The sequence below is a fragment of the Lacticaseibacillus camelliae DSM 22697 = JCM 13995 genome (genome assembly GCF_001311195.1).
In the GTDB taxonomy this organism is placed as follows: domain Bacteria; phylum Bacillota; class Bacilli; order Lactobacillales; family Lactobacillaceae; genus Lacticaseibacillus; species Lacticaseibacillus camelliae.
In genome coordinates this window covers 13,772-40,708 of sequence record NZ_BBAJ01000017.1, presented here as the reverse complement: position 1 = coordinate 40,708, position 26,937 = coordinate 13,772, and the positions used below count along the sequence as shown (strand labels likewise).

At 56.6% G+C, this 26,937-nt stretch carries 19 protein-coding genes and 8 pseudogenes; 1 reads left to right on the top strand and 26 read right to left on the bottom strand.

Going from position 1 to position 26,937, the window contains the following annotated elements:
• Positions 1-170 precede the first annotated feature (170 nt).
• The 21 genes and pseudogenes from JCM13995_RS04885 to ruvA form a co-directional block, all read right to left on the bottom strand.
• Entirely contained in the window at positions 171-701 is a 531-nt protein-coding gene (locus tag JCM13995_RS04885; protein ID WP_054663075.1) for a CvpA family protein, read from the bottom strand.
• Positions 694-939, bottom strand: a complete 246-nt coding sequence (locus JCM13995_RS04880) for a cell division protein ZapA (protein ID WP_054663072.1) — start codon at positions 937-939, stop codon at positions 694-696. Before JCM13995_RS04880 ends, JCM13995_RS04885 begins: the two co-directional genes overlap by 8 nt.
• A 56-nt stretch (positions 940-995) precedes the next feature.
• Entirely contained in the window at positions 996-1,316 is a 321-nt protein-coding gene (locus tag JCM13995_RS04875) for a DUF1292 domain-containing protein (RefSeq protein WP_054663069.1), read from the bottom strand.
• 13 nt (positions 1,317-1,329) lie between these two features.
• Positions 1,330-1,752: a Holliday junction resolvase RuvX gene (gene ruvX, locus JCM13995_RS04870; RefSeq protein WP_054663066.1), complete on the bottom strand. Its 423-nt coding sequence runs from the start codon at positions 1,750-1,752 to the stop codon at positions 1,330-1,332.
• Complete coding sequence (locus JCM13995_RS04865; protein ID WP_054663081.1) at positions 1,752-2,012, bottom strand: IreB family regulatory phosphoprotein; 261 nt, start codon at positions 2,010-2,012, stop codon at positions 1,752-1,754. The genes ruvX and JCM13995_RS04865 overlap by 1 nt, the downstream gene beginning before the upstream one ends.
• Positions 2,013-2,229: 217 nt before the next feature.
• Positions 2,230-4,831: pseudogene (gene alaS, locus JCM13995_RS04860) on the bottom strand (alanine--tRNA ligase).
• A gap of 295 nt (positions 4,832-5,126) precedes the next feature.
• Complete coding sequence (locus JCM13995_RS04855; protein WP_054663063.1) at positions 5,127-6,062, bottom strand: hypothetical protein; 936 nt, start codon at positions 6,060-6,062, stop codon at positions 5,127-5,129.
• Between the two features lie 42 nt (positions 6,063-6,104).
• Positions 6,105-6,596 (bottom strand): helicase-related protein, encoded by a 492-nt coding sequence (locus tag JCM13995_RS17550; RefSeq protein WP_369385610.1) that lies wholly within the window; start codon positions 6,594-6,596, stop codon positions 6,105-6,107.
• Between the two features lie 49 nt (positions 6,597-6,645).
• Positions 6,646-7,446, bottom strand: a pseudogene (locus JCM13995_RS17545) (DEAD/DEAH box helicase).
• Positions 7,430-8,402: pseudogene (locus JCM13995_RS04845) on the bottom strand (DHH family phosphoesterase). Before JCM13995_RS04845 ends, JCM13995_RS17545 begins: the two co-directional pseudogenes overlap by 17 nt.
• A 31-nt stretch (positions 8,403-8,433) precedes the next feature.
• On the bottom strand, positions 8,434-9,012 hold the full coding sequence (locus JCM13995_RS18010; protein ID WP_156314320.1) for a CBS domain-containing protein: 579 nt from the start codon (positions 9,010-9,012) through the stop codon (positions 8,434-8,436).
• Complete coding sequence (locus JCM13995_RS18005; protein ID WP_225350719.1) at positions 8,991-9,575, bottom strand: DRTGG domain-containing protein; 585 nt, start codon at positions 9,573-9,575, stop codon at positions 8,991-8,993. The genes JCM13995_RS18010 and JCM13995_RS18005 overlap by 22 nt, the downstream gene beginning before the upstream one ends.
• Before the next feature lie 197 nt (positions 9,576-9,772).
• Positions 9,773-10,855, bottom strand: coding sequence for a DNA polymerase IV (gene dinB, locus JCM13995_RS04835; protein WP_054663078.1), 1,083 nt, complete (start codon positions 10,853-10,855; stop codon positions 9,773-9,775).
• Between the two features lie 75 nt (positions 10,856-10,930).
• Positions 10,931-12,408: pseudogene (zwf, locus tag JCM13995_RS04830) on the bottom strand (glucose-6-phosphate dehydrogenase).
• Between the two features lie 31 nt (positions 12,409-12,439).
• On the bottom strand, positions 12,440-13,084 hold the full coding sequence (locus JCM13995_RS04825) for a metal-dependent transcriptional regulator (RefSeq protein WP_054663060.1): 645 nt from the start codon (positions 13,082-13,084) through the stop codon (positions 12,440-12,442).
• A gap of 116 nt (positions 13,085-13,200) precedes the next feature.
• Positions 13,201-15,805, bottom strand: a pseudogene (gene adhE / locus JCM13995_RS04820) (bifunctional acetaldehyde-CoA/alcohol dehydrogenase).
• A 255-nt stretch (positions 15,806-16,060) separates the two neighbouring features.
• Positions 16,061-16,449, bottom strand: a pseudogene (gene yajC, locus JCM13995_RS04815) (preprotein translocase subunit YajC).
• A 65-nt stretch (positions 16,450-16,514) separates the two neighbouring features.
• Complete coding sequence (gene tgt / locus JCM13995_RS04810; protein ID WP_054663056.1) at positions 16,515-17,654, bottom strand: tRNA guanosine(34) transglycosylase Tgt; 1,140 nt, start codon at positions 17,652-17,654, stop codon at positions 16,515-16,517.
• Between the two features lie 362 nt (positions 17,655-18,016).
• Entirely contained in the window at positions 18,017-19,051 is a 1,035-nt protein-coding gene (gene queA / locus JCM13995_RS04805; RefSeq protein WP_054663053.1) for a tRNA preQ1(34) S-adenosylmethionine ribosyltransferase-isomerase QueA, read from the bottom strand.
• A gap of 9 nt (positions 19,052-19,060) precedes the next feature.
• Positions 19,061-20,062 carry a Holliday junction branch migration DNA helicase RuvB gene (ruvB, locus tag JCM13995_RS04800; protein WP_054663050.1) on the bottom strand — a complete coding sequence of 334 codons (1,002 nt, stop codon included), beginning with the start codon at positions 20,060-20,062 and terminating at the stop codon, positions 19,061-19,063.
• 21 nt (positions 20,063-20,083) lie between these two features.
• Positions 20,084-20,658, bottom strand: a pseudogene (ruvA, locus tag JCM13995_RS04795) (Holliday junction branch migration protein RuvA).
• Between the two features lie 202 nt (positions 20,659-20,860).
• Between ruvA and JCM13995_RS04790 the strand changes: the two are divergent.
• On the top strand, positions 20,861-21,469 hold the full coding sequence (locus tag JCM13995_RS04790) for a TVP38/TMEM64 family protein (protein WP_054663047.1): 609 nt from the start codon (positions 20,861-20,863) through the stop codon (positions 21,467-21,469).
• A gap of 88 nt (positions 21,470-21,557) precedes the next feature.
• Here the strand turns inward: JCM13995_RS04790 and JCM13995_RS04785 are convergent, their stop codons facing one another.
• The 5 genes and pseudogenes from JCM13995_RS04785 to mutL form a co-directional block, all read right to left on the bottom strand.
• The gene (locus JCM13995_RS04785; RefSeq protein WP_056989446.1) at positions 21,558-21,893 is read right to left on the bottom strand and encodes an LPXTG cell wall anchor domain-containing protein; all 336 of its coding nucleotides are present in this window, start codon (positions 21,891-21,893) and stop codon (positions 21,558-21,560) included.
• A gap of 5 nt (positions 21,894-21,898) precedes the next feature.
• On the bottom strand, positions 21,899-22,867 hold the full coding sequence (locus JCM13995_RS04780) for a WxLIP family cell surface protein (protein ID WP_054663041.1): 969 nt from the start codon (positions 22,865-22,867) through the stop codon (positions 21,899-21,901).
• A gap of 78 nt (positions 22,868-22,945) precedes the next feature.
• Positions 22,946-23,659 (bottom strand): WxL domain-containing protein, encoded by a 714-nt coding sequence (locus JCM13995_RS04775; protein WP_162230908.1) that lies wholly within the window; start codon positions 23,657-23,659, stop codon positions 22,946-22,948.
• A 779-nt stretch (positions 23,660-24,438) separates the two neighbouring features.
• Entirely contained in the window at positions 24,439-24,990 is a 552-nt protein-coding gene (locus JCM13995_RS04770) for a Maf family protein (RefSeq protein WP_054663035.1), read from the bottom strand.
• Positions 24,987-26,933 (bottom strand): annotated as a pseudogene (gene mutL / locus JCM13995_RS04765) (DNA mismatch repair endonuclease MutL). Before mutL ends, JCM13995_RS04770 begins: the two are co-directional and overlap by 4 nt.
• Between the last annotated feature and the right edge of the window lie 4 nt (positions 26,934-26,937).

Genomic DNA, 26,937 nt, shown 5'->3' with positions numbered 1-26,937 from the left:
GTCGGCCGTCGGGGTCAGCGCGAGGGCCCGCGCGTGGCCAGCCGCCGTCACGACATCCTTGGCCAAAGCCGCTTTGATCTGGTCAAACCCAAGGGTGCTCAAAATTTTTTTTATTCATGCTTAGACTCCTTAAAAATGCGAAAAACCAGCACGCAATGATGTGCTGGTCGTTAAAGCCAAAGTGCCGTGACCCAGTTTGTCAGACCCAGCGAGTACCGGACAATCGTGCGGGCCAGAAACGAGTTTGCCAACATGTTCTGGAGACCGGCCAAAGGAATGAGCGCCACCACATAAAGGACCAAGAAAAGGAACACGTAGCCCATCACCAGGTTCAGTAAGCCGCCGGTGATGAAACTGGCACGGTCCGCCTTGCGGTACTTCAGGTCGTGGACCCACAGCGCGCCAAACCGCGTCAGCAGCCACCCGACTGCCAGCACCAGCAGAAACGCGATGCCGCGGTAAAAGGCATCATCCAGTGTCAGCCCGACCCGGTTCGAGAAGAAAACAAAGTGGCTGGACTGAGTGGCCGAAGGGTACGGGACCCAAAGCGAAAGCAGCTTGGCGACCGGCTGGTAAAGCAGCGCCGCCAGGCCCAGGCTCACTAAGTAACCGCCGACGTGAACTAACTGAAGCCACAGCCCCCGTTCAGCGCCTGCGTAAAAGAAATACGCCAGAAAGACGATGATCGCAAAGCTAAGCATCCGGCTCCTCCGTCTTTTGCTGGGCGGCCGCCTGATCCACCTGGTCGGAAAGCGCATTGAACGCCAACAGCACCGCTGCGTCTTCCTTCGTTAACTTGGGCGAGGCCTCACGCAGTGCCGCCAGGCGCTGATTCAACAGCGTAGTGACCGCCTCAAAGTGGGCAGTCGTCCCCGGCCCAATGATCGTGTATTCTTTTCCGTCAATCACAGCTTTGAACCGCCGCTTGCGTTCAGCCATTACTGGTCCCCTTCCGTAAAAAAACCGCGCCCCATCACTGCGGCGCGGTGCATTGGTTATTCGCCGTCCTCATCCTCATCGGCCAAGAAGGTATTGAGCACCTCTTCGACCATGTCCCATTCGTCGTCGTCTTCGATGGGGTAAAGATTCCCCGAGCTGGCGTCGCCGTTTTCGTCTGGGGTGAAGGAAAAGGCTTGAATATCAACCTCTTCATCGTCGCTGGCGCTTTCTGGATACAACAACACGTAACTCTTGCCGTAATCCTCTGAATCGAAAGTGAAAAGCACCTGATATAATTCTTCGTTGCCTTTATCGTCGATCAGCGTGATCTGCTGCTGGTCGTCGCCTTCGTGCACATGGTTATTCTTGTCTGCCATGATGGCCTCCTTGTTAGCGGCTGTGAAGATCTAGGTAATTCTGCAAAATCAGCTGTGCCGCCAGTTTGTCGATGACTTGTTTTTGTCGTTTACGTGAGGCATCCGCCTCTTCAATGAGCATCCGACTCGCTTCGACGGTCGTCAGCCGCTCGTCGGTGTACGCGACCGGCAACTTGAACCGGTCGGCCAGCATCTGCCCGTACGCCTTCGATTTCTCGACGCGCGGACCTTCGGTGTTGTTCATGTTCTTGGGCAGGCCCACAACAAAGTTGGTCACCTCGTACTGGGTGACCAACTCCGCAACGCGGGCGAGGCCAAATTCTTCCTTGTCCTCGTTGATGCGAATGATTTCAAGTCCCTGAGCCGTCCACCCCAAAGGATCAGAAATCGCGACGCCCACCGTGCGTGACCCCACATCCAGTCCCATGTAGCGCACTACTTTTTCTCCTTGCCGAGGTAGTTGCGAACAAGCTCCTCAATGATCACGTCGCGTTCGTATTTGCGAATCAAGTTCCGCGAGTCGTTGTACCGCGGAATGTAGGCCGGATCTCCTGAGATCAGGTAGCCGACAATCTGGTTGATCGGGTTGTACCCCTTCTCCTCCAGCGACTTGCTGACCGTCTCCAGCGTCTCATGAATGTTTTTCGGATTATTCTCCGGAAAATCAAAATGAACGGTTTGATCTAATGTGCCCATTTTCAACACCTCTATCCCTTCCAGCTAGCCTCTATTTTACTTGAAAGCCGGTTAAAGTACAACGTTCCGTCAAGGCCGCCACGAGTCGCCTCGGGCTTGATGTGCCAGCCATTGCGGCCGTGCGACCAACGGCGTGTGCGTTACATTTTCATTGCAAACAAAAGCCGCGGCGCCATGACGCCGCGGCTTTTGAACTCATTCAGCCTTGTCACACTACTTAGCTGCCAGCGCCTCTTGCGCCTGCTTCAGCTGATGGGATCCCCTCTGGCTTCTTACCACCGGCCTGAGCCATGTCCGGCCGACCGCCGCCACCGCCACCGATGGCCGGCGCAATGGCCTTGATGAGGTCACCGGCCTTCACACCCTTAGCAATGGCAGCCTTGGAAGCGCCCACCAGCAGGCTGACCTTGCCGCCGTTGGCCGTCGCCAAGACCAGCACGTCAGACGCATCCTTATCGCGCCACTGGTCAGCCAAATCACGCAGTTCCTTCATGCCAGCCACCTTGAGCTGCTTGGCGATCAGGGTAAACTGACCGGCCTTTTCCGCATCGTCGAAGATGCCGGCCGCCGCTTCATTTGCGAGCTTGGCCTGCAAACCTTCGACCGTCTTCTGGCTGGCCTTAAGTTCCTGCTGCAAGCTTTCGACCTTAGCCGGGACGCCGTCCACGTGATCGATTTTAAGCGTCCGCGCCGTTTGGGCCAGCTCGTCTTGCTGCTTGGTCAGGTAGTCGTACGCCTCTTTGGACGTCACGGCCTCAATGCGCCGAATGCCGGCGCCAATTCCCGACTCGCCGGTGATTTTGAACAGGCCAAGCGCGGCGGTGTTGGTCGGATGCGTGCCACCATCGAACTCACGGTTAAAGTCCCCAATCGTCACAACGCGGACGGTTTCGCCGTACTTATCGCCGAACATCGCGATGGCGCCTTGCTTCTTGGCCTCTCCAATCGGCATTTCCTTCCACGTGATCGGCAGCTGCCGCCAGATCTGTTGGTTGACGACGGTTTCGACCTCCCGCAGCTGTGCTTCGGTGACCTGCCCAAAGTTGGTGAAGTCAAAGCGCAGATAGGTCGGCTCGACCAGCGAGCCCGCCTGGTGCGTGTGCTCGCCCAGAACCTGCCGCAGGGCCTGATCCAGCAGGTGCGTCGCGGTGTGGTTCATGGAAACCTTCTTACGCCGTTCGACATCGACCTTCAGGGTGTAAGTCTCGCCCTTCTTCAGGGTGTTTTCGACCTCAACCGTGTGCAGATTCTGGCCGTTGGGCGCATGCTGCACGTCAGTGACCTTGGCCACGACAGCGCCAGTGCCATCGACGATTTCGCCGTGGTCGGCCACTTGGCCACCCATTTCCGCGTAAAACGGGGTCTGGTCAAAAATCAGCTGGGCCACGCCGCCGGTGACCCGGTCTTGTTCCTGATCATCCTGAATCAGGTCAGTCAGCTTGGCATCGTCCTGCAAATCAGTCCAGCCAGTGAACTTGCTGGGGGTCTTGATGGCCATCAGCGTCTTATCCTGACTGCCCATCGACTGCGCGTCCCCGCGTGCGGCCCGCGCGCGCGTGCGCTGGGCCTCCATATTCTTTTCGTAACCCTTCATGTCAACGTCAATGCCTTGATCCTCGGCAATCTCCTTCGTTAGCTCAACGGGGAAGCCGAACGTATCAAACAGCTTGAACGCAGTTGCCCCGGGCACCACAGTTTCGTTATTGGCTTTCAGGTCCGCAATGGTTTGGTTCAGCAGGCTCAGCCCCGCGTCCAAGGTCTCGGCAAACCGATCCTCTTCAGACCGAATGACCTTCTGGATAAAGGCCTTGTTCCGGTTGATCTCCGGGTAATAGCTTTCCATAATGTCACCAACCACCGGCACCAGTTTGTACAGGAACGCATCCTTGATGCCCAGCCGGCGGCCATTGACGGCCGCGCGCCGAATCAGGCGGCGCAGCACGTAGCCGCGGCCCTCGTTGCTGGGCAGAGCGCCGTCGCCAATGGCAAAGGTGACTGTGCGCGCGTGGTCCGCAATGATCTTGAAGGCCACGTCGTCGCGGCCGCCGTTGCCGTAGGTCTTGCCGGCCGAAAGCTTTTCAGTCGCCTTGATGATCGGCAGGAACAGGTCGGTCTCGAAGTTGGTCTTGGTGCCTTGGATAACTGACACCAGGCGTTCAAGCCCCATCCCTGTATCAATATTCTTGTGCGGTTGGTCGACGTAGCGGCCGTCCGGCAAGTGGTTGTACTGAGAGAACACGATGTTCCAGATTTCCTCGTAGCGCTCGTTTTCACCACCAGGATAACTTTCCGGATCATCTTCCGGCAGATTGTTGAAGCTTTGACCCCGGTCGTAGAAGATTTCGGTATCCGGACCAGAGGGTCCTTCACCAATGTCCCAGAAGTTGTCCTCTACCTCGTAAATGTGCGAAGCCGGCACGCCGGTCTTCTCCACAGTTCCTTGGCGTCTTTGTCCTTCGGGTAAACCGTCACGTAAAGCTTATCCTTGTCCAGACCAAGCCACTTGTCCGACGTCAGAAATTCCCACGCCCACGGAATGACCTCTTTTTTTGAAGTAGTCACCAACACTGAAGTTGCCGAGCATTTCGAAAAAGGTCAAATGCCGCGCTGTTTTGCCGACGTTTTCAATATCGTTGGTGCGAATCGACTTCTGCGCATTCGTGATCCGCGGGTTCTTCGGGATCACCGTGCCATCGAAGTATTTCTTCAACGTCGCGACCCCGGAGTTGATCCACAAGAGCGTCGGGTCGTCCACTGGGATCAGGCTGGCACTGGGCTCAACCGAGTGACCCTTGGACTTGAAAAAAATCAAGAAACATTTGGCGAATTTCGCCGCTTGAAAGTTTTTTTCATGCTGTCCTCCTTGGCAAAAGAAAAAAAACACCGCTGCATTCCAAGGACGCTTGCGCGCGGTACCACCTTGGTTGCAACGATGTTGGTCGTTTACCACTTCATTAATTGATTATCGTCTTCAGATCAGGGAGCACAAACGTCTGTCCCTATCGCCTCACAGCACCCGGTGACTTTCTGAAAGTGGGCAACACGTTTGCATATCCTAACAAAGATTCATTATACGAACCGAGTTAGACGGTGTCAACAGGTCACCGGTCAGGCCTACTGTAGCTCGACCTTGGCGATTTTACGGTAGCGCATGGTCTTAAAGGCCCCAGGCCGCGTGCGATAAAACTGCGACAGGGGCAGCAGCGCTTGGACGGTTGCCCCGGCCGAAACAGCAGCGCTTTTGGCAAAGGCACTGCGCACCAGCTCGGCGCCTTTGCGCGCGACTGGCACAGTCAAGCCAAAACGGTTCGGCACGTACCGCATCCCCGCTTCGGGCAGCCGATTACCCCAGCCAAACAGCGAATCCAGCCCACCGCCCATCAGGTACTCGTACTCGCGCTCATCCGGCAAAGCAAAGCCAAACCCGGAAAGGCGCTTGACTAAACCCGCCTGGTCCCAGTCCCGCTTCACGGCAACCTGATAGGTGTGTTCGCCGGCCAGCCGCAACACCACGGTCGCGTTCTCCAGGCGAGGCGCAAACGCGTCTGCGCGAGTCGGGGTCAGCCCCGCCGCTTTTGGCCGCAGCAGTGCCAGCACCTGATTCTTGATCGGGACGTAGGCAAAATGATCGCCGGAAAACACCTGAGTTGTCAGGTCAATCGTCCCGATCACTTCTTCCCCTGTGTTGACGCTTGTACGCGCCACCAGCATCGGCGGCATATCTCGCACTGCCGCCGGACTGAGGTGCTGCTGCGCGGTCGTCTTGCTCACCCCAAGCGCGTTTAACGTCCCCTGCATCTCAGCCGGGATCGGCTGCTTGACGCCCAGCGCCACGTGCCGCATCCCTGGAATAAACCGGAGCCACTCCCCGCCAATCAGAATGTCAAAGGTGTTCAGGTGATTGCCGAAATAATCCACCGCAACTGGCATGATGGCATCAACTGAAAGCAGCGGACTGAGAAAGTAGCGACTCAGCTGGCTCGCAATAAAGCGCTGACGTTCAGGTGCCAGTGCGTTCCATTCTGAAAGCATCAGTTCAACTTTTGGCATGGGACCCTCCTTTAAATGCGATGGTTACCGGAGTAGCGACGACTACTGCTGCGTCTTTTTGGCCTTGCGGGCGGACCGGGCAGAATTGCGCTTCTCGACCCGGTTGTTGAACCAGGCCTCTTTTTCCGCCGCCTTGCGGATCTTCTTCTTGTAGCCTGGCATCTTTTTCTTGGCCTCCTTGGCGGCCATGCCGGCGATTTTGCCGGACACTGGGGTGGCCTTCTTCTGCCGGTGGATGCGGCGATTGCGATCATACGTGTCCACCAGCTCGCCGTTTTTCAGCGCTTTCGGGGTGAAGTGCACACCCATGTGCTCGAGCTCGGCGATTTGGGCTTCTTGCCCAGGCTCGTAAAGCGTGATGGCGGTGCCGGACTGGCCATTGCGCCCCGTCCGACCCACGCGGTGAATGAAGAACTCGTTGTCTTTAGGCAGCTCGGCGTTGATCACCAGTGATACCCCGTCGATGTCGATTCCGCGCGAAGCCAGGTCAGTGGCAACGACGTACTGGTACTTGAGCTCGCCGATCTGTTTCATCACCTGCGCCGGCGCCTTGGCTCCACGTCGCCGTGGATCTTGGCTACTTTCAGGCTTGATCCGTCAAGTACTTGTGAAGCGCGTCCACGTGCGTCTTGGTGTTGGCAAAAATCAGCACCAAGAACGGTTCCCCCATGGTCGCCAGCTTATAAATCAGCGCGTTGCGGTCGCGGGCTGGGACCTGAATCAGGTCATTCTGGACGGTGTCAGCAATCACCGTTTTGGGCTTGAGCTCGATCACCGTGGGGTTGGCCATATACTTTTTCAAAAACGGCTGCAGTTTTTGCGGAATCGTGGCGGAAAATACCGCCATCTGAAGATTCTCGCCAAACTGGCCGGCGATCTGGTCCACAGTCTCCAAAAAGCCCATGTCCAGCGTCATGTCCGCCTCGTCGACCACAAACATGGTCGCCGTGTATGCCGTCAGCGCGTGATCCGAGATCAGGTCAAGCAGCCGGCCCGGAGTGCCAATGGCCACTTGCGCTGCTTGCTTTCTAGCTTACCTTCCTGGCGGCTCTTGTCCGTGCCGCGACGTAACGCTGGATTCGCAGCTGCGGCTCAAACTGGGCCAGGTCGCTGGCGACTTCGTAAAGCTGATCGGCCAGCTCGCGCGAAGGCGCGTGATCACAAGCTGCACCTCGTCTTTGGCCAGATCGATGCGCGACAGCAGCGGTAGCAAAAAGGCGTGCGTTTTACCAGACCCGGTCTGACTTTGGCCCACGACACTTTCGCCCCGCAGCAAAGCCGGGATCACTTTTTCCTGGATCGGCGTGGGCGTGTCGATGTGCTCAGCGTCCAGCGCCTTGAATAAAAATGGGGCTAACTGATATTGCTTAAATTGATTGGTCATGATGTCCTACTTTCGAAAATCCTGCGGTAAGCTCGTCTAGTTCTTTGGTGATCTGGCAATCTCTGCTTGGTCCTCTGCCTTAGCCCCACTGGCGAGCGGATGCCCACCGCCGCGATGGGCCTTGGCCAGGCCATTAATGATTGGCCCCTTGGAGCGTAAGTTGACGCGGTAAGCTCATCGCCTGCTTGCTCTACAAACAGCGCCCAGGCCTGGACTTCACCCAGTCGGCCCGGAGTGCCAACTGCGGCGTGGACCTCGTCAGGCTGCAGGCCGAGCTTTTCGGTTTCCGCAAGCGGGATTGTCACCGTCGCCGCGCCACTGTCTGAGATCGTCATGTGGTCGAATATGTAACTCTGCAACTTAGCCTGCGCAAAGGTCATCGCGTTCATGCGGTTGTTCAGGCCGGCCGGATCGAAGTCCTCTTCAATCAGCCGGGCCGCTGCCGCCAGCGTGTGCGGCTGCGTGTTGTTGAACCGGAAGCGGCCGGTGTCACCGACAATGCCTGCATACAGCAGGCGGGCGCTGGCCGCGGTCAGAAACAGTTTGCGCGTTGAACCCTGGATCAAGTCAAAAATCATTTCCGACACCGAGCTGGCATCCTCGTCGACCCACTGCAAGTCACCGTACGCGTCGTCATTTGGGTGGTGGTCGATTTTGATCAGCATGGCCCCACGGTCAAACCGGTCATCCGAGATGCGTGGCCGATCGGCAGTGTCGCACACGATCACCAGTGCGCCCTGGTAGGTGTCATCTGGCACCTCCTGCATCGTACTCAGCCAGTTCAGATCGCCGACCGGCCCACCGACTTGGTAGACATGCTTGCTGGGGTAGGCTTCGCGAATGGCCGCGGCTAACCCACCTTGAGAGCCCAAAGCGTCGGGATCCGGCTTCACGTGCCGGTGAATGATGATCGTAGCATAACTTTGAATGGCTTCTAGAATCTTTTCTTGAATCATCGTGTTGTCCTTTCCAATAACTGACAAGTGGTCAGCGCCAGGCCGCCAGCATGCCGTCCGCTGACAGCGCCACTTCAAACACTGCGGTGTGCGAGTTCAGCTCCAACGTCTTCACTGCAATGTGAATCGTGGTTTCCAGCTGAATCGGGCGAAACGCGTGCAGTGAGAGTTGTTCAATCAACACGTTGCGGCGCCCCTGCGCGTTAAGAAAATGCGTCACGGCATAATTGACGATTTCATTCATGACGCCAAAGCTCAGCGTGCCCAGCTTGTTCATCATCATCGGAGTGGTCACCAGCGTGTAGGCCGCACTTTGCGCCGACTCGGAAGGTGCCGGCGTGACTGCCGTGGCAACCGAATCGGCAATCGTTGTCCCTTGAGAGTTGGTCCCAAGCTCCGCCAGCGCCGAGTACACCGATCCGCGCGTCACGATGCCCAGCAGCTGCCAGGAATCATCGACCACTGGCAGCACGGACAGGCCGTTGCCTTGCATCATGTGACCGACGGCAGTGACCCCTAAGTAAGGCCGCACCGTGATCGAATCTTTGATCATGACGCGCTCCAGCGCGGTGCTCGGCTTCTTGCCGGTCACCTGCTTTTTCCCCACCATGCCCACCAGCGCCCGGCAGGCGTGACGATCGGTAAAGCAAAATCGCTGCGGCCGGCCCGCAACTTCGTGAAGTCCGCCACTGTCTGATCCGGCCGGCCGGTTTGGACCCCATCGGCCAGCGGCGTGTAAATAGCCGCAATCGTCAGGATATCCTGTTTGATGGCCTGGTCAGACAGTGCCCGGTTGATCATGGTCGCCACCGTGAACGTATCGTGCGTGGTTTGCATGACCGGCAGCTCCATCTCGTTGGCCAGCCGGATCACCCGGTCGGTCGTTGCAAAGCCCCCTGTGATCAGCACTGCGGCACCGTTTTGTAAGGCCAGCATTTGCGCGTCTTCTCGGTTACCGACGATCACCAGAGAATTTTTCGTGATGTAGCGCAGCATCTCGTCCGGCGTCATCGCCCCGATCACAAACTTGTCCAGGTGCTTCGCTAGTCCGGCAGAGCCACCTAAGATCTTCGCGTCGGTCAGCGATAGCAGGCCGCGAAAAGTCAGCGAATCAATATTGTTGAGCGGTTTTTGCTCGATGCGGATCGTCCCGACCCGTTCGATGGTTGACACCAGCCTGTGGTTTCCGCCTCTTTGATTGCCCGGTAAGCTGTTCCTTCTGAGACGTGTTGCTCCCTGGCAACAGCCCTGACAGAAATCTTCGTGCCCACCGGCAAACTGCCGATGTAGGCTAGAATTTGTTCATGTTTGGTGGCCATAGACGACGCCTCGCTTCCTGCTTTTTCTGTAGTATAACACATGTCAAGCTGTTATACCGGCAGGTCGATATTCTCATACTGCTGGGGGTCAAGACCGGTCACCGTGATCCCGAGCAGGCGGATCTGCGCAGGCTGGTCCGTGTCCTGCGTCCACAGCTGCCAGGCCGCGTCGAGGATGGACTGCGCGGAGCGGAAATAATGGTCGGAAGTCTGGCGCCTGGTTTGCGTGTTGAATTCCCCATCCCGGACCTTCAACACCACAGTCTTGCCATGCATTTGCTTCTTGGCCAGGGCTTCAGCCACCATGCCCGCCAGCTTTTCCAGCTGAGCCCGCACCGCTGCCTCACTGGTCAAAAAGGCGCGGTAAGTCCGCTCCTTACCAATTGACTTGGCTGTGCGGACTAGGACGGGCCGGTTGTCGATGCCCAGCGCGTGGCGGTACAGCTCGTAGCCCATTTTTCCAAGCTTGGCGATCAGCCGGTCTTGACCATACGCACGCAGCGTGGCACCGTTCGTGATCCCCAGGTCCTGCAGCATTGGCGCGGTCTTTTTCCCGACCCCGCGAAATTCCTCAATTGGCAGTCGGTCCAAAAACAGCTGCGCCTGCTCCGGCAAAATCACTGTGCGCCCGCGCGGCTTGTTGTACTCAGAGGCCTCCTTGGCCAGAAATTTGTTGTACGACAAGCCAATCGAGCTGCTGAGCTGCGTCTGCTGACGAATCTGATCTTGGAGCCAAAGCGCCAGTTGAATCGTGGTGTTGAAATCATGGTTGGCCGTGACGTCAAGGTACGCCTCGTCCAAGGCCACAGGCTCGATCAGGTCCGTCACTTGGTGAAAAAGCTGATGGATCTGATCCGAAACGGCTCGGTACTTCTCAAAGTCCGGGGTCTTGAAGGTCAACAGCTTTTGCGGCACCAGCTTCAGGGCCTCGTTGGCCGGCATCGCCGAATGAACGCCGTACTGGCGCGCCACGTAATTCGCCGTGGTCACCACGCCTTTGCCGCCAGTTTGCCGCGGGTCATGCGCCATCACCAGCGCCCGGGGTTTGAGGCTGGGGTCGTCGCGCTCCTCGATTGACGCGTAAAAGGCGTCCATGTCGACGTGCACGATCTTGCGCGTTGTATCATTTTGCATTGGGATCTCAAGCACGTCGCCCCTCTCCTTTCCGGGCAAAAAGGCCGGCGCGCGGCCGACCTTGATCCATCATATTTAATCAGCCAGCTGCGTGTGCCGCGGCTGCCAATACCACTTATGATCACCGGGTTTGAGCAAGTCAAACGCTGCTTGGGGACCCATCGACCCCGCCTTGTAAGTGGGCATGGTCTTGTCATTCGCCCAGGCGCGGGTGATCACATCCACATAACGCCAAATCTGGGCCAGCTCGTTCCAGTGGTTAAAATTCGTCTGATCGCCGGCCAGCACATCGCCAATCAGGCGTTCATAGGCTTCCGGCGCATCGCTAACAGCCTGATCATCGTGGCGCATGTTGAGCCACTCGCGCTCAAGCGTGGCCGTCTCACCGAGTTTCTTGGCGTTGATCTCCAGCGTGTAGCTTCGTTCGGCTCAATGTAAACCGTGAGCTGATCGCCAGGGGTGTGGCCGAACAGGCCGTCGCCGTCCTTAAAGGTGACCGTGACCTGCGTCGACTTGCGGGTCAGCCGCTTGCCGGTGCGAATGAAAATCGGCACGCCGGCCAGCTTCGGGTTGTCCGTCAGCATCTTCCCCGCCACAAAGGTATCCGTCAGCGAATCCGGCGCCACGCCGTCTTCTTCGCGGTAGCCAGGCACCTTTTTGCCATCCACAGTGGCAGAGGCATACTGAGCGCGGACAAAGTTCTGCCGTGCCTCGTCTTCGGTGTACCGGTGCAAGTCGTCGAAGGCCTTGGCCTTGACCGCGTGGATTGCCTCGGAAGTCAGCGCCTCAGGTTCATCCATAGTCAGGTAGGCGAGCAGCTGCATCACATGATTTTGCACCATGTCCCGCAGCGCGCCAGCCGTTTCGTAGTAACCGGCCCGCTCCTCGACCCCGACCGCTTCGGCCAACGTGATCTGAATATCTTTGATGTGATCCTTGTCCCAAACTGCCTTGAACCAAGGATTGGCAAAGCGCAGCGCCAGGATAGCCTGGGCCATGTCCTTACCCAGGTAATGATCGATGCGGTAAATCTGCTCTTCCTTAAACGTCCCGGTGATTGCGTCGTTTAGCGCCTTGGCGCTTTCGTAATCGTGACCGAACGGTTTTTCAATGATCAGCCGGTTGAAGCCGGTATTGGTCAACAGCGACTCCGACTTGAGGTGCGTCGCGATCGTGCTGAAGAACTTCGGCGCCATCGCCATGTAGTACAGGCGGTTGCCCCCCACTTCGTACTGTTCGTCCAACTTGGCCGCCAATTGTTTTAGGGTGACGTAGTGATCGGCGTCGGTGACGTCGTGGGATTGGTAATAAAAGTGCTTAGCGAAAGCGGCAATGGCATCTTGATCAGTGTTGCCCGCTTCTTTGACCGAATCACGCACGACCTCCTGATAATGGTCGTCGCTCCACGGCCGCCGCGCGGTCCCAATCACTGCAAAGTGGTCCTTCAATACCCCGTGCTGAAACAGGCCAAACAAGGCTGGGTACAGCTTGCGATGCGCGAGGTCGCCCGAGCCACCGAACATGATAATTACTGCATTGACTTCGTTACTCATAGTGATACTGCCACCGCTTTCAAAAAAATGATTATAATTCAACAAAAATGTGCTCCGCACGGACCGGGTCAATGTCGAGCTCCTTGCCCGTCTCACGCTGCCGGATACGAATGGCCGAAGAGCTTTTGGCAATGACTTCAAAGTGGTCCTCGATCGCCAGTCCCAGACCGAAGACGTAATCGATCAGTCCCGGCTCGTCAACGATGCGCTCGATATGCCCTTGAGTGCCCACGTCGACCTGGCTCAGCGTGACGCGGCTTTGATCCAGGTAATGACCGTCGGCGTCGGGAATGACGCCGCCGTGCGGACAATACTTCGGGTTGCCAAGAAATTTCGCCATGCGATCGGCCATTTCCGGTGTCATCGCGTGCTCCAGCATTTCGGCTTCGGAGTGCACGTTATCCACCGGATAGCCTAAGTCTTCAGTCAAAAAGACTTCCCAAAGCCGGTGATTGCGCACTAAGGCCGCCGCCCGGCTTTGGCCGCTGGCGGTCAGCTTGATTCCTTGGTACGGCGTGTGGGTCACATAGTGCTGCTCGACCAATTTGGTGACCATCTCACTGACAGAGGCTGCCGAAACGTTCAGCCCGACCACAATCTGCTTGTTGGAGATCAGAGCCGTGTCACCGCCCAGTTCGAAAATCATTTTGAGGTAGTCTTCTTTATTTGGTGTCATACTCATCCTTACTTTCAGTTTATACACATTACCTATTATGCATGACTTGCACAAAAAAACACGCCTTTCGACGTGTTCTTCCGGTTTCCCTAGACTTGTGTGAAGGCTTGAAATGGTTACTTGGTGCCCTCGCTTGAGGCGGTTCCTTCGTACTCATCGAGCACGATCTGCTTCATGTCGGCGATCAACGGCTCAACTGTTCGTGACCGTGCAATTGTCTTCGTAGGCCAGTTCGGCGATGCGATCAACGTTATCCAGCACGTCCTGCTTGGCGATACCCTGGTCCTTCAGGCTCATCTTGACGCCGACCCGGTGGGCCAAGTCAATGTATGCATGCGCAAAGGCTTCAACCAGCTCGGCGGTCGTGTCGCCTTTCAAGCCCAGGAAGCGGGCAATTTGGGCGTAATCTTCGTCGGCACGGAAGTAGTTGTACTTCGCCCATACGGCACGCTTCTTCGGCCGTGCGGCGTTGTAGCGAACGATGTGTGGGAAGGTGATCGCAATGCAGCGTCCGTGAGGCAGGTGGAAGGTCTGACCCAGCTTGTGCGCGATACTGTGGTTGATGCCCAGCAAGGCGTTGGCAAAGGCCATCCCGGCGATGGTCGAGGCGTCGTGCATCTTCGCTTTGGCTTCCAGATCGCCGTTGTAGGAGGCTTCCAAGTTTTCGAAGGCCAGCTTCAAGGCTTGCAGGGACAGGCCGCGCGTATAATCACTGGCCATGGTCGAGACAAAGCTTTCGGTGGCGTGGCAAATGACATCCAGCCCAGTGTCGGCCACAACCTTCGGCGGCACTGTTTCGATGAACTGAGAGTCAACTAGGGCAACGTCCGGGGTCAGCGCATAGTCGGCCAGCGGGTATTTGATCCCGGTGTCGGAGTCGGTGATGACCGCGAATGGGGTCACTTCGGAACCCGTCCCGGAAGTGGTCGGGATGCAGACCAGCTTAGACTTAGTCGGCTTCGGGAACTTATAAGTCCGCTTGCGGATATCCAGGAACTTCTGCTTGGCGCCGAAGAAGTCGCCATCGCCGTCGTAGAACAACCAGATGCCTTTGGCCGCATCCATGACAGAGCCGCCGCCGACCGCAACGATCGCGTCAGGCTTGAAGTCCTTTGCAATGGCTGTGCCCTTGTATACCGTGTTGGTCGAAGGATCCGGCTCAACGTCCAAGAAGGTTTGGATGTCGACTTTATTACTGCGGTTCTTCAGCACGTCTTCAACGATCCGGACATAGCCTAACTTCTCCATCCCACGGTCCCCAACAATCAGGACGCGGTCCAGGCCGTCCATCTTTTCGAGGTAACGAACCGAGTTGCGTTCGAAGTAAATCTTCGGCGGCAGCTTGACCCATTGCATGTTGTTGCGGCGCTTTGCCAGAGTTTTGATGTTAAGCAAGTCGATCGTCCCCACGTTGTGTGAAATTGAGTTACCACCGTACGAGCCGCAGCCAAGCGTCAGACTTGGAATCATTTCGTTGTACAGATCTCCGATCCCCCCGAAGGTCGACGGGCTGTTGACCAGCACCCGGCACGCCTGCATTTTATCGGCGTAATCCAGTGCCAGGTCCTGATCGGCGGTGTGGATGATGGCTGTGTGGCCCAGGCCGCCGATGTCGAGCATCGTTTCGGCCAGCGTGAACGCGTCCTCGTGGTCCTTAGCCTTCATCATGGCTAGAACTGGGCTCAGTTTCTCGTGTGACAGCGGGTAAGCATCCCCGACGCCCTTGAGCTCGGCAATCAGAATAGTGGTGTCTTGAGGAATCTCGATGCCGGCCCATTCGGCGATCTGCTGAACACTTTGGCCGACAATCCGTGGGTTGACCGCCATCTTCTCGGTGTTGATCACGGTCTCAGTGAACTTCTTCATGTCCTTTTGCTTAACAAAGTAAGCGCCTGGGCCTGGAACTCTTTCTTAACGTCCGCGTAAATCGGCTCGTCCACGATAATGCCTTGCTCGGAAGCGCAGACCATGCCGTTATCGAAGCTCTTGGACAGCACAATATCGTTGACCGCCTGCTTGATGTTGGCCGTCTTTTCAATGTAGGCCGGCGCATTGCCCGCGCCAACACCTAAGGCAGGCTTGCCGCTTGAGTAGGCGGACTTGACCATGCCCGGGCCGCCAGTCGCCAGAATCGTCGCAATGCCCGGGTGGTGCATCAGGGCTTGGCAGGCCTCAATGCTTGGCTCAGCGATAAACTGCAACGCGCCTTCTGGCAGACCGACCTTCATCGCCTCGTCGCGAATCACTTCCAGGGCCTTAGCAGAGGACTTCTGCGCGCCTGGGTGGAAAGAGAAGATGATCGGATTACGGGTCTTGATCGCGATTTCCGACTTGAACATGACCGTCGAAGTCGGATTGGTGACCGGGGTGACCCCAGCGATGACCCCAATTGGCTCAGCAATCTTGGTCAAGCCGCGCTGCTTGTCCTCAGAAATGACGCCGACCGTCTTATCGTTCTTGATCGAGTGCCAAATTTCCTCGGTGGCGAACATGTTCTTGATGGCTTTATCTTCGTACACACCACGGCCGGTTTCCTCAACCGCCATCTTGGCCAGTTCCATATGGTGGTCCAGCCCGGCAATCGCCATGCGGTGCACGATGTGATCAATTTTGGCCTGATCATAGGTCTTCAGCACTTTGAGCGCTTCTTGGCCTTTTTTTGACCAAGTCGTCGATCATCGCGTCGATGTCAGTTTGTGTCTCTGGCTTCTGTTTGAGCATTGATATCCCTCCACAAGTCTGTCAAAGTTTTTCGTTAACCATTTCACAAACAATAATATACAGGACCTATGTGAATTTGTAAACAAGTTTGAGTGAAAAATTTCACGGATTTGGTCTCGACCAGCGTTTATCCCCGGTAATAAAACATTTTCACAAAAAATTTCTTTAGTGACTGGATGAGCGTAACCGAATTCATTCATTAGATTTTGGCAAAAAAAAACTCCGCAACTGCGGAGTCTCGCTTCAGGCCTAAATTTACTTGTTCGTATCGTCTTGGTCATCGGCAGATGAATCGCCATCGCCTTCGGAGTACGGCTTATCGTCGTCACTGGAATCTTTAGCGGTGTTTGTCGTGGCGACCGGCGCCGGGGTCTCCCCTTGCGGCGTCACTGTGCGAATCGCCGAAAGGTTAAACGTCAGATAAACCCCGTCAAGATCCAAGTCTACCGTGTTATTGTTACGGTCGATTTTATCGATCACCCCGTGCAACCCGCCAATCGTGATGATCTTGTCGCCTTTTTTTTCAGGCCGCTAAGCATTTCTTGACGTTGCTGTTGCTGCTTTTTCTGTGGCCGCATCATGAAGAAATAGAAAAACGCAAACATGACGACGATCATTAGAATTGTAGATATACTTCCTGCCAAATTACGCACCTCGTTTTCTTATTGTTCATGGAACACTGTACCAAAGTTAAGGCTTGATAGCTAGTTCAGAAGTTCTTGGCGTTCGGCTTGAAGTACCCATACCGCGCGAAAAAGTCCTGCCGAAAATCGTTCAAAGCGTCTTCCGCGATTGCCTCGCGAACCTGCTTCATCAAATGTAGCAGGAAATAGACGTTGTGATAAGACGTCAGGCGCTCGCCGAAGCTCTCGTTTGCTTTGAGCAGATGCCGAATGTAAGCCCGGCTGTAATTGCGACAGGTATAGCAGTCGCAATTGTCATCAAGCGGCGTGAAGTCACGCGCGTACTGGGCGTTTTTGACGACCAGACGGCCGTACGACGTCATGACGGTGCCCTTGCGCGCAATTCGCGTCGGCAGGACGCAGTCGAACATGTCAATGCCGCGCAAAACACCATCGATCAGCGCATCAGGCGACCCAACCCCCATCAGGTAACGGGGCTTGTTGGCCGGCAGCATCGGCACGGTGAAATCGAGCACGTGGTTCATTTCCTGTTTCGACTCGCCGACGGACAAACCACCGATGGAGTACCCCGGGAAATCCAGGCTGACCAAGTCCTTCGCGCTTTGCGCCCGCAAGTCGCGGAAGCCGGCGCCCTGGACAATACCGAACAGCGCCTGGCGGTCGGGGTGTTGGTGGGCCTTGAGCCCGCGCTCAGCCCAGCGGCTGGTGCGCGCCACGCTTGCTTTAACGTAATCGTAGCTTTCAAAAAACGGCGGGCATTCGTCCAGACTCATCATGATGTCCGGGCCGAGTGCGTTTTCAATCCCGATCGCCTTTTCTGGGGACAAGAACATCTTGGCACCGTTCAGGTGGTTGCGAAAAGTCACGCCTTCCTCGGTGATGTCGCGATTTTTAGCCAGTGAGAACACCTGAAAACCGCCGGAATCAGTCAGCAGACCGCGATCCCAGTTCATGAACTTGTGCAGCCCGCCGGCTTCTTCAACAATGTCTTCCCCCGGCCGCAGCCAAAGATGGTAGGTGTTGGCCAGGATGACGCCGGCGCCCATCGTCTTGAGCTCTTCAGGGGCCAGCGTCTTCACCGTGGCCTGTGTGCCCACCGGCATGAACATCGGCGTCGGGAACGTCCCGTGCGGCGTGACGATTTCGCCAAGCCGGGCGCCGGAGTGCTTATCAATGTGTTTAAGGTGATATTCGAGTGCGGGCATAAAACCTCCTGGTAGACTTTGATTGCAGTGAGTAATGACACGGTGTTATAGTCACTACGAAGGACCCAGCTAGAGTGTCATACGTGATCGATTAATTCGATTAAGAGTTCCGCGCAGCGATGCGTTAAAAGAAAATCTGGTTGGTTGTCGTTTTCGATAGTGAGAATTTATCTGGGCCCTTCGCAATAAACCACGTGGTGCCGCCGCAGAGTGATCTGCGGCGGCTTTTTTTTAGGCTGCTGAGGTGAGCGTGCTTAGCTCGACGCATAGCCTAGCCTGGTGCGTGAGCCGCTTGCGGATCATGTGCCGAGCGTAGCTATGCGCTCGAGCGTTGCTCACCGAAGCGCGACTGCGCGCAGCCTTTACTTGTGAATATACATGGCATCCCCAAAGCTGAAGAAGCGGTACTTCTCCTGAATGGCGTGCTGATAAGCATTCAGAATGTTTTCGCGTCCCGTAAATGCCGCCACCAGCATCACCAGGGTGGACTTAGGCAGGTGGAAGTTCGTGATAAAGGCGTCGACGAGCTGCCACTGGTACCCTGGCTTAATAAAAATGTCAGTCCAACCGGAACTCGGCTTGATTGCGCCATGGAACTTGGTGCCAATCGTTTCCAGCGTGCGAATGGACGTGGTCCCAGTTGCGATGATGCGGCCACCGTTTTGCTTGACCTCGTTCAAGGTGTCAGCGGCTTCTTGGGAGAAGCGGTAGAACTCACTGTGCATCTTGTGGTCCTCGATGTTATCCTCGGAAACCGGTCGGAAGGTACCGAGGCCGACGTGCAGAGTCAGGTAAACCAGCTTGATCCCCTTGTCCTGGACCTTTTGCAACAACTCGGGCGTCCAGTGAAGCCCGGCCGTTGGCGCCGCTGCGGAACCCATTTCCTTGGCGTAAACCGTTTGGTACATATCCGGGTCATCAAGCTTGGCCTTGATGTACGGTGGCAACGGTGTTTCACCAAGTTTATCCAGAATTTCCATGAAAATGCCGTCGTAGTGGAACTCAATGATGCGACCGCCGTGGTCGAGTTCTTCCTTGACAGTGGCCTGAAGCAGGCCGTCGCCAAAATCGATGACGGTGCCAACCGGCGCCTTCTTGGCCGGCTTCATCAGCGTTTCCCACTGGTCGCCTTCCGTATTGTGCAAGAGGAGCACTTCCATGTGTGCGCCGGTTTCCTTCTTGACGCCGTAAAGCCGGGCGGGCATGACCTTGGTGTCGTTCATCACGACCGCGTCGCCGGGGTTCAGGTAGTCGAGAATATCGTAAAAATGCTTATCCTCATACGCACCGGTTTCGGCATTCAGCACCAGCAGGCGGCTGGCGTCGCGCTTTTTCAGCGGTGTTTGAGCAATCAGTTCATGAGGCAGGTCGTAGTCAAAATCTTCAGTAGTGAGCATGTTTTCTCCTTAGTGTTCTGTGAACGGAATGTTCAGGTGCTGATACCCGGCGCGGGTGACCATTCGACCACGCGGCGTGCGCTTGAGGTACCCGATCTGAAGCAGGTACGGTTCGTACATTTCTTCGATCGTCGCGGTTTCTTCGCCGATATTCGCCGCGATGGTGTTCAGCCCAACAGGCCCGCCATCGTAATCGCGGATCATCATCATGAGGAGTTTGCGGTCAATCGCATCCAGCCCGCGGTCATCGACCTGCAACTGATCCAGCGCGTGATCAACGAGCCGAACAGATAGCTCGGTCCCCTCAACTTCGGCAAAATCCCGAATCCGCCGCAGCAGCCGGTTGGCGATCCGCGGCGTGCCGCGAGACCGCCTTGCCACTTCGAGCGCTGCGCTGTCCGGCACGGCCATGTTAAAAATGCCGGCCGACCGCAGCACGATTTGCTTAAGCTCGTCCTCGTTGTAGTAGGCCATGTGCTCCGTGATGCCGAAGCGGTCGCGCAGCGGCGCCGACAGCATCCCTGCCCGCGTCGTGGCACCGATCAGCGTGAACGGCGGCAGCGGAAAATGAACGGGGTGAGCGGTTGGGCCTTCGCCAACGACAATGTCGATGTAAAAGTCCTCCATCGCCGAGTAAAGCATCTCTTCGACAATTTTTGGTAAGCGGTGAATCTCATCGATGAACAGCACATCGCCGGGCTGAAGCTCGTTGAGCAGCGCCACCAGATCGCCGGGCTTTTCGATTGCTGGGCCTGAGGTCGTCCGAATATGCACCCCCAACTCGTTGGCAATCACCAGCGCCAGCGTCGTTTTCCCTAAACCAGGGGGCCCGTACAGCAGGACGTGATCCATGGCTTCCTCGCGTTTGAGCGCCGCCTTTATGTACACTTCCAGCTGCGACTTCACCGCCGTTTGGCCGATGTAGTCGCTCAACTGATGCGGACGCAGGCTGCGCTCAACCGCATCGTCTTGACTATCTGCGTCCTTAGACACGATCCTATCGTCAGCCACGTTGTCCCTCCTCTCTCCTCGTTAACTCAACAGTTGCAAACCGCGGCGCAGGTAACCATCGGTCGTGGTTTCACCGCTGGCCGCCAGCTTGTCGGCCAACTTGTTCACGGCCTTTTCTTGGTACCCAAGTGCAACCAGTGCTGCCAAGGCATCAGCAATTCTGGGGCAACATCCGGCGCCTTGGCCGGTGCAGGCTGCGCAGTCAAGGCCAGCTTGCCCTTCAGATCTAAGATGATCTGCTGGGCCGTTTTTTTACCGATGCCGGGAAACTTGGTCAGGTAACTGACATCGCCGCTTGACACCGCTTGGCCGAGGCCGTTGGTGTCCGTATTGGCCAAAATGGCCAGCGCTGATTTGGGGCCGATCCCGGTGACGGTCAGCAGCTGGTTAAACGTGCGTTTCGCCTCTTCCGACTCGAACCCGTAAAGCGCCTGGTCATTGTCGCGAATGATGTGCTGCACCCAGATCTTCGCCTTCTGGCCCGGCGTGTAGGCGTAGGGATTTCCCATCAGCAGACGGTAGCCGATGCCGTTCACGTCGAGGACCACATAGCCCGGCTCGGTCGCGGCGATGATTCCGTTCATATATTCGTACATATTGTCCTCACTTGCTAGTTTTGATGTCATTCTAGTTTACCATATTGCGCAAGCCCTGGTTGGGCGCTGGTGACGAAATTGTTCGCTGCTGGCAAACGCCGTGACGGCGGCCTCCGTCCGAGGTCTGATGGCTTGTCAGCCCCACGCGAGTACCCAATCAATACTCAGGCTGTTAAAATGACGATGACAGAAAGTTTAGGAGGTGGGGAAGACGAGCGAGACAACCTCAAGACGATTAATCAACCTCACTGCGCTGTGCTCAGTGGTGGCAATCGTGTTTGTCACGATCTACTGGTATCGCATCGGGGTGTTCCACGATTTGGCCAGCCTTCATGCCTACATCAACTCCACCGGGCTGATTGGACCGCTGATTTTCATCCTGATTCAGGTCGTCCAAGTGGTCATCCCCATTATCCCCGGAGGCGTCAGCACTGCCGCCGGCGTCATCTTGTTTGGACCATGGCAAGGGTTTCTGTACAACTATATTGGCATCGTGATTGGGTCCTTCATCAATTTCTTTCTGGCCCGCAACTACGGTAAGCCCTTCATTTTGCACATTGTGTCGGAAAAAGTCTTCGACAAGTACATGGCCTACGCGAAAAATCAGCAGAAGTTCGACACGTTTTTCGCCATTGCAATCGTCGCACCAGTTGCCCCGGATGATGTCCTGTGCCTGATTGCCGGCCTGACCCACATGAAGTTCAAGTTTTTCGCCTGGGTCATCATCCTTGGCAAGCCGATCACCATTGCGGTATACAGCATGAGCCTGGTGTTCGGTGCCCACTGGCTGCTGCACCTCTTTCACCGCTGACCCATGACCAACGTAAAACACGACCCACCGTTTCTTTCGGTGAGTCGCGTTTTTTTGACTTCGGACCGGAACCGCGCATCGCCCATAGTCACTGCGCCGCGGAGGCCAGCGCTCGCTTCGCCTGCGTCTTTCGCCAAAAGACGTAAAGGCCAAGTCCCACCACCAGCAGCAAGCCCGCCACCGTCAAGCGGAGAGGCTCTGTCTCACCAGTGGCGGGTGACGACGATGATCGATCAGTGATGGTTAGGGTTGGGCGCGGTGGCTGTTCCATCGGTGCAGCCGGCAGCGGCACCGGGCCAGGCGCACCCTTCAGGGCAAACGTCGCCACACTTTGCTGAGTTACTGCAGCTTGGGACAGCTGAGCCCCACGCACCGCAACGGCGACTAGCAACACCAGAGCACTTGCGATAAACCACTTGCGCATTTCTTTCACCTCCGAGAGCGGCGGCCGCGCCACCACCCAATCAGACCCCCAACCACCACGCCGAAGGCCAGCACCCATAACCACGGCCACAAGTCAGTACTTTTTTGCGCAGACAAAGTGCCCGGCTTGGCAGACATTGGCTTTTTAAGCGAGAAGGCACGGGTGAAGCGCCACTTGTATGCGCCGGCCGTCGCAGCGATCACCAGTTGATACTCGCCAGGCTCAAGCCCCTTTGGCGGCGCGATTTGATAGTGAAAGGCCGAGTTCGGCGCCATTGCATAATTGGTGGTCAGTTGTTGAAGCACCGGTTTGGTCTTACCAGCTGGAATCACTTCTGTCTGTAACTTTAATTGGCCAAATAAGCGCGGCGCCGCATTTTGAATGGTGGCCTGCACACTTTCGGGCTTGGCTTTGACGCTCACCAAATGCAGCACTGGAGGGGCTAATTTCTCACTGGTCTGAAGCTGGACCGCCACGACCATCGAAAACCGATTGGTCACCGCAAACCCACTCGCCGACGCCGCGTCAGATTCAGTCAACTCTCGCACGTATATTGCACCGAGAACCTGCCCGGCAAACCCGTTTGCCGGTGGGGTAACCTGAAACGTGACTTTGCGACCTTGGTGGGCGGCCAAATCGATTCTGATCGGTTTGGACCCAATCGCGGTCAGTTGAACTTCTGCAGACTCATCCTTGTCTTGATTGGGCTCGTAGCCCACCTGGCCATTGTCCTGCGTGAAAGCATTAGTGAGCGATAGTTCCAGCTTTTTGGCTTGATTGGCCTGATTCCCGACCGCGACCGTTAAATCCTGCTTCTGCCCTGGTTTGACTAACAAATTGAACCACCCGGTATTCCCACCAAGCTGGTTGGCTGGCAGCTCGGGCGTCACCGTAAACCCCGCTCCCTCGGCCAGCACTGAGCGACTTGGCGCAATGAGCCAAACGACTATCAGCACCCACCACCATTGCCGCATTACAATCCCTCCTACCGAAAAACTGGGACTAACTCAGCAGGTCTGCCCCAGTTCGACGTGCTTATATCGATACAGCCACTACAGTGAATAAAAAAATGTCAGGCCAAGTTCAGCTTGGGTGTCGCTGCCAGAATCCGAATTGCCGTCATCAGATGGTGAGGTAGCACCCGGGGTGGCTGCTAGTGTCCAGACAATTTGGGCTTGGTAATCGCCTGCGACTGCCTTAGAATCTTTTTTCAGTACCAGTTTTGCATCATTGACCGTTGCTTTGGTCGCGCCCGCACCGTAGCCGTTAGTCGGGTCAAGAATCGCGCTCGCCTCAGTGGCAAAGTTGCCTTCACCAAGATCAGCGGCGTAGTTGTCCGCCGCCACGGCACCGGTTAATGTGAGGCTTGCTGCCTTCAGGGTGGCTGCGCCAGAGAAGTCACCCAGCTTTGCAGTTAGCGTCCAGCCGGCATTTGTGCCGCGATAGTCGATCACCTGAATCAGTTTCTCAGGGTTTCCGTCGTAACCTTGGTTATTCGAGGCAACGTCGCCACCTGCCAATGCCAACGGCGTGTCTGCCTTGATCAAATCTGCAACCTTGCCCGGCTTAAAGCGAAGATTTGGTACTGCTTTCAGTGACAGCGTTCCCGGCGTAATCTCAAACTGCGCTACACTATTTGCTTCTGCCGTTTGCCCGTCAGCGGTCAATTCAAAACCTTTCCCTGCAGTCGTCAGATTACTGGTCGTCGATTCTCCAGGCCCGATGTTGGCCGCCTTGATTGTCATTGGGGCACCACTGGCGATCAATGCCGCCCCAATCGTGCCAAGAAACCATGTTGCTTTTTTTCATTTACGCTCCCCCTTGAACTTTAACCGATTGGATACTTAATGCAGGGACCACTGCCTGCTCTCAATCAACGATCGCGGTATCCGCGTCCACGACAGATTTTTGAGTTGCAGCTCGCGTCAAGACCACTTGCATAACCCTATTGACCCCCTCTGCCTGCGCCGCCAGGACGAGTGACAATCGTCACAAGCACTTCCTCCCTGGCCGCTATCGGTGCAGAGGTGAGCACCACCTCCTTTTCGTCTGTCAAAAGCACCCCATCTCCGCTTGTGAGGCGAAAAAGGCATCTCGACTGTGAAGCCGTTTGCATCCGCCATAGCGCCGTCAGGAACTACAACCGTCAGCGCGAGTCGCCCGTCAGCTACCGTTAACCACGGTGAAGCGTCTACTCTCCCGACGCCAAGAAAGCCAACATGCCGCGCACAATGGCCCGCGATCATTTTCTGAACCGGCGGTGGGCCCAGCAGCCGCCAACTGGATGGATAAAGAGTATAGCCGGCACATTCAGCAACATTAACGCGTCAGGGTAGATGATTTGCAGGCTGACCGAAACCCCCGCCTCAATCACCTCATCTGAAAGATTACGCAATCGCCCAGTGCACCGCGCCGTTTTGAAGCGCAGGGAGAACCATCAACTGCGAAGTTCCCACTGTGTCGTCATTGCTGAGCTGCGACGCAAAACGCATCAGCGGAGGCTCGCCGAAAGCAAAAAAAATAAGCCGACAACCACGTCGACTTATCATTTTGACTTTAGCATGCGCGCCAGCGTGCTGATCGGCAGGCCAACAACGTTATAGTAATCGCCTTTAATTTCCTTGACCAGTAGTGCGCCCTGACCCTGAATGCCATAACCGCCGGCCTTGTCCAGCGGCTCACCAGTCGCGACATAATCCGCAATCTCACGCTCAGTCAGCGGCCAAAAGGTCACCTCAGTGGTCACCACGACCTGCCGGGCCGTTTTGTCCGGCCAGCACACGCACATACCGGTGTGGACCTGGTGCGTCTGCCCGGAAAGCTGGGCGAGCATCTTCGCCGCGGCCTCGGCCGTCTGTGGTTTGCCGAGCAACTGACCCTTGAACGCCACCATGGTATCAGCGGCAATGACCGTTGCCCCGGGGTGCCGCTGAGCGACAGTGCCACACTTCGCCATTGCCAGCCGCTGCACATACGCCCGCGGAGGCAGTACTGGCAACGCGCGCTCATCAATTTGCGCCGGTGCCACTGAAAAAGCTGGGACCACTCGCTTCAGCAGCTCCTGCCGGCGAGGCGAGCTGCTTGCTAGAATAATCATTTCGCACCGCCGAAGCTCTGGTGGCTATCCTGAATGCGCTTGAACATTTTCTCCAAGTCAGTGTTGGAAAAATGAACCAGTGTCGCCGGCGTGGGGGCAGTTAAAGGGATTTTCGCACTGTGCAAGGTTTTTCAACAGTGCCTCCGCTTGCGGGCGGTCAATGTGGTGGTTCGCCTTGATGGCTTGCTTGCAGCTCATCATGATCGCCGTTTTCTCGCGGAACGAGGCAACCGTCACGTGCCCTTCGTCAAGCACCCAGTCGATGATGGCGCGAATCGTTTGCTCTTCTTCGCCCTTCTTGAACCAAGTCGGGTGCTGACGAACGACAAAGGTGTTCTGACCAAAATCTTCAAGAAAAATGCCGACCCCTTCGAGTACGTCACGCTTGTCGCGAATCGCCACGGCGTCGCTCGCCGGGTAGTCCAGCGTGATCGGCACCAACAGTGCCTGCTCATCCGCGCTGACCTCACCGATCTCACGCCGCAGCCGCTCGTAGTTCACACGCTCTTGGGCCGCGTGCTGGTCCAGCATGTACAGACCGTCCGGCGCCTCGGCCAGCAAATAGGTGCCGTGCACCTGGGCCAGATAGCGCAGCTCGCTTGGAAACCGCTCTTTGGGTTTCGGTTCTGCCACCAGCGTCGGCCGGGCCGAGGTCTCTGCAGCGACCGGGTGGCGGTACTTTTTGTCCCATTCGGCCAAGCGGTCGGGTTCGTCAAAAATCGGCTGGTCGTCTAAATCGGTGATGGCCAAACCGGTGTCTTCAGCAGGCTCATCGACAAATTCTCGGCCAGCCGGCTCAACGGTCCCGTAACCTTGCGAGGACGTCGGCGTCTGCTGTTCACCGACCATACTTGGCGCATCAGGCATCGAACGGGAGGCCTGGTTCAGCGCGATGGTCAGCTGGTCCATGTCCACTGGCTTGTGCTGGCGCAGATTGTGCAAGGCATCCGGAATCAGATTTTCCCGGCCGAGACGCTCCCGAATCGTTTCCGTGAGCAGCGCGCCGAGCTGGTCCTCCTTGCTCAGGCGCACCTCCTGCTTCGTCGGGTGCACGTTGACGTCGACCAGCAGCGGATCCATTTCCACGGCGATCACGGCCAGCGGATAACGGCCGACCATGAGCTTCGAGCCGTAGCCGGCAATAAACGCCTTCATCAGCTGGTAATTCTTGATGTAGCGCCCGTTGATCATCAGACTGATGTAATTGCGCGAGGAACGCGTGGTATCCGGCAAACTGGTGTAGCCGTGAACGCGAAAATCGTTGTCCTCGCCTTGGAAGTCCAGCATGCTCTTGGCCACCGGCACGGAATAAATACCAGCAATGGTCTGCTGCAGATCATTGGTACCGGCCGTTTTGATCACGACCCGGTCCTTATTTTTCAGCGAAAAAGCAATCTCAGGGTGGCCCAGCGCCAGCCGGTCGATGATGTCCAAAATGTGATTGAGCTCGGTGTTCTGCGACTGCACGTACTTCAGCCGCGCCGGCGTGTTGTAAAACAAGTCGTTGACGGTGATCTGCGTGCCCTTGCGCAGGCCCTCAGAGTGCTGGTCCAGCATCTTGCTCCCCTTGATGTGGGCGATGGTGCCAAGCCCGGCCGTCGTGGCTGTGGCCAACGTCACATCGGCAACCGCCGCGATCGACGCCAGCGCCTCACCGCGAAAGCCCAGACTGTGCACGTTAAACAAGTCGCGCGTGCTGGCAATTTTAGACGTGGCATGGCGCAAAAAAGCGTCGGCACGTCATCGGGCTCGATCCCGCCACCGTTATCGACAACTTTGATGGTTTTCAGGCCCGCCTCCTCAACGGTCACGTCCACTTGGGTCGCGCCGGCATCGATCGAGTTTTCGACGAGCTCCTTCACGACCGAGGCCGGCCGCTCGATCACTTCCCCAGCGGAGATCTGATTGCTCAGCGCCGTTGAAAGCTGATGAATTTTAGGCATACGC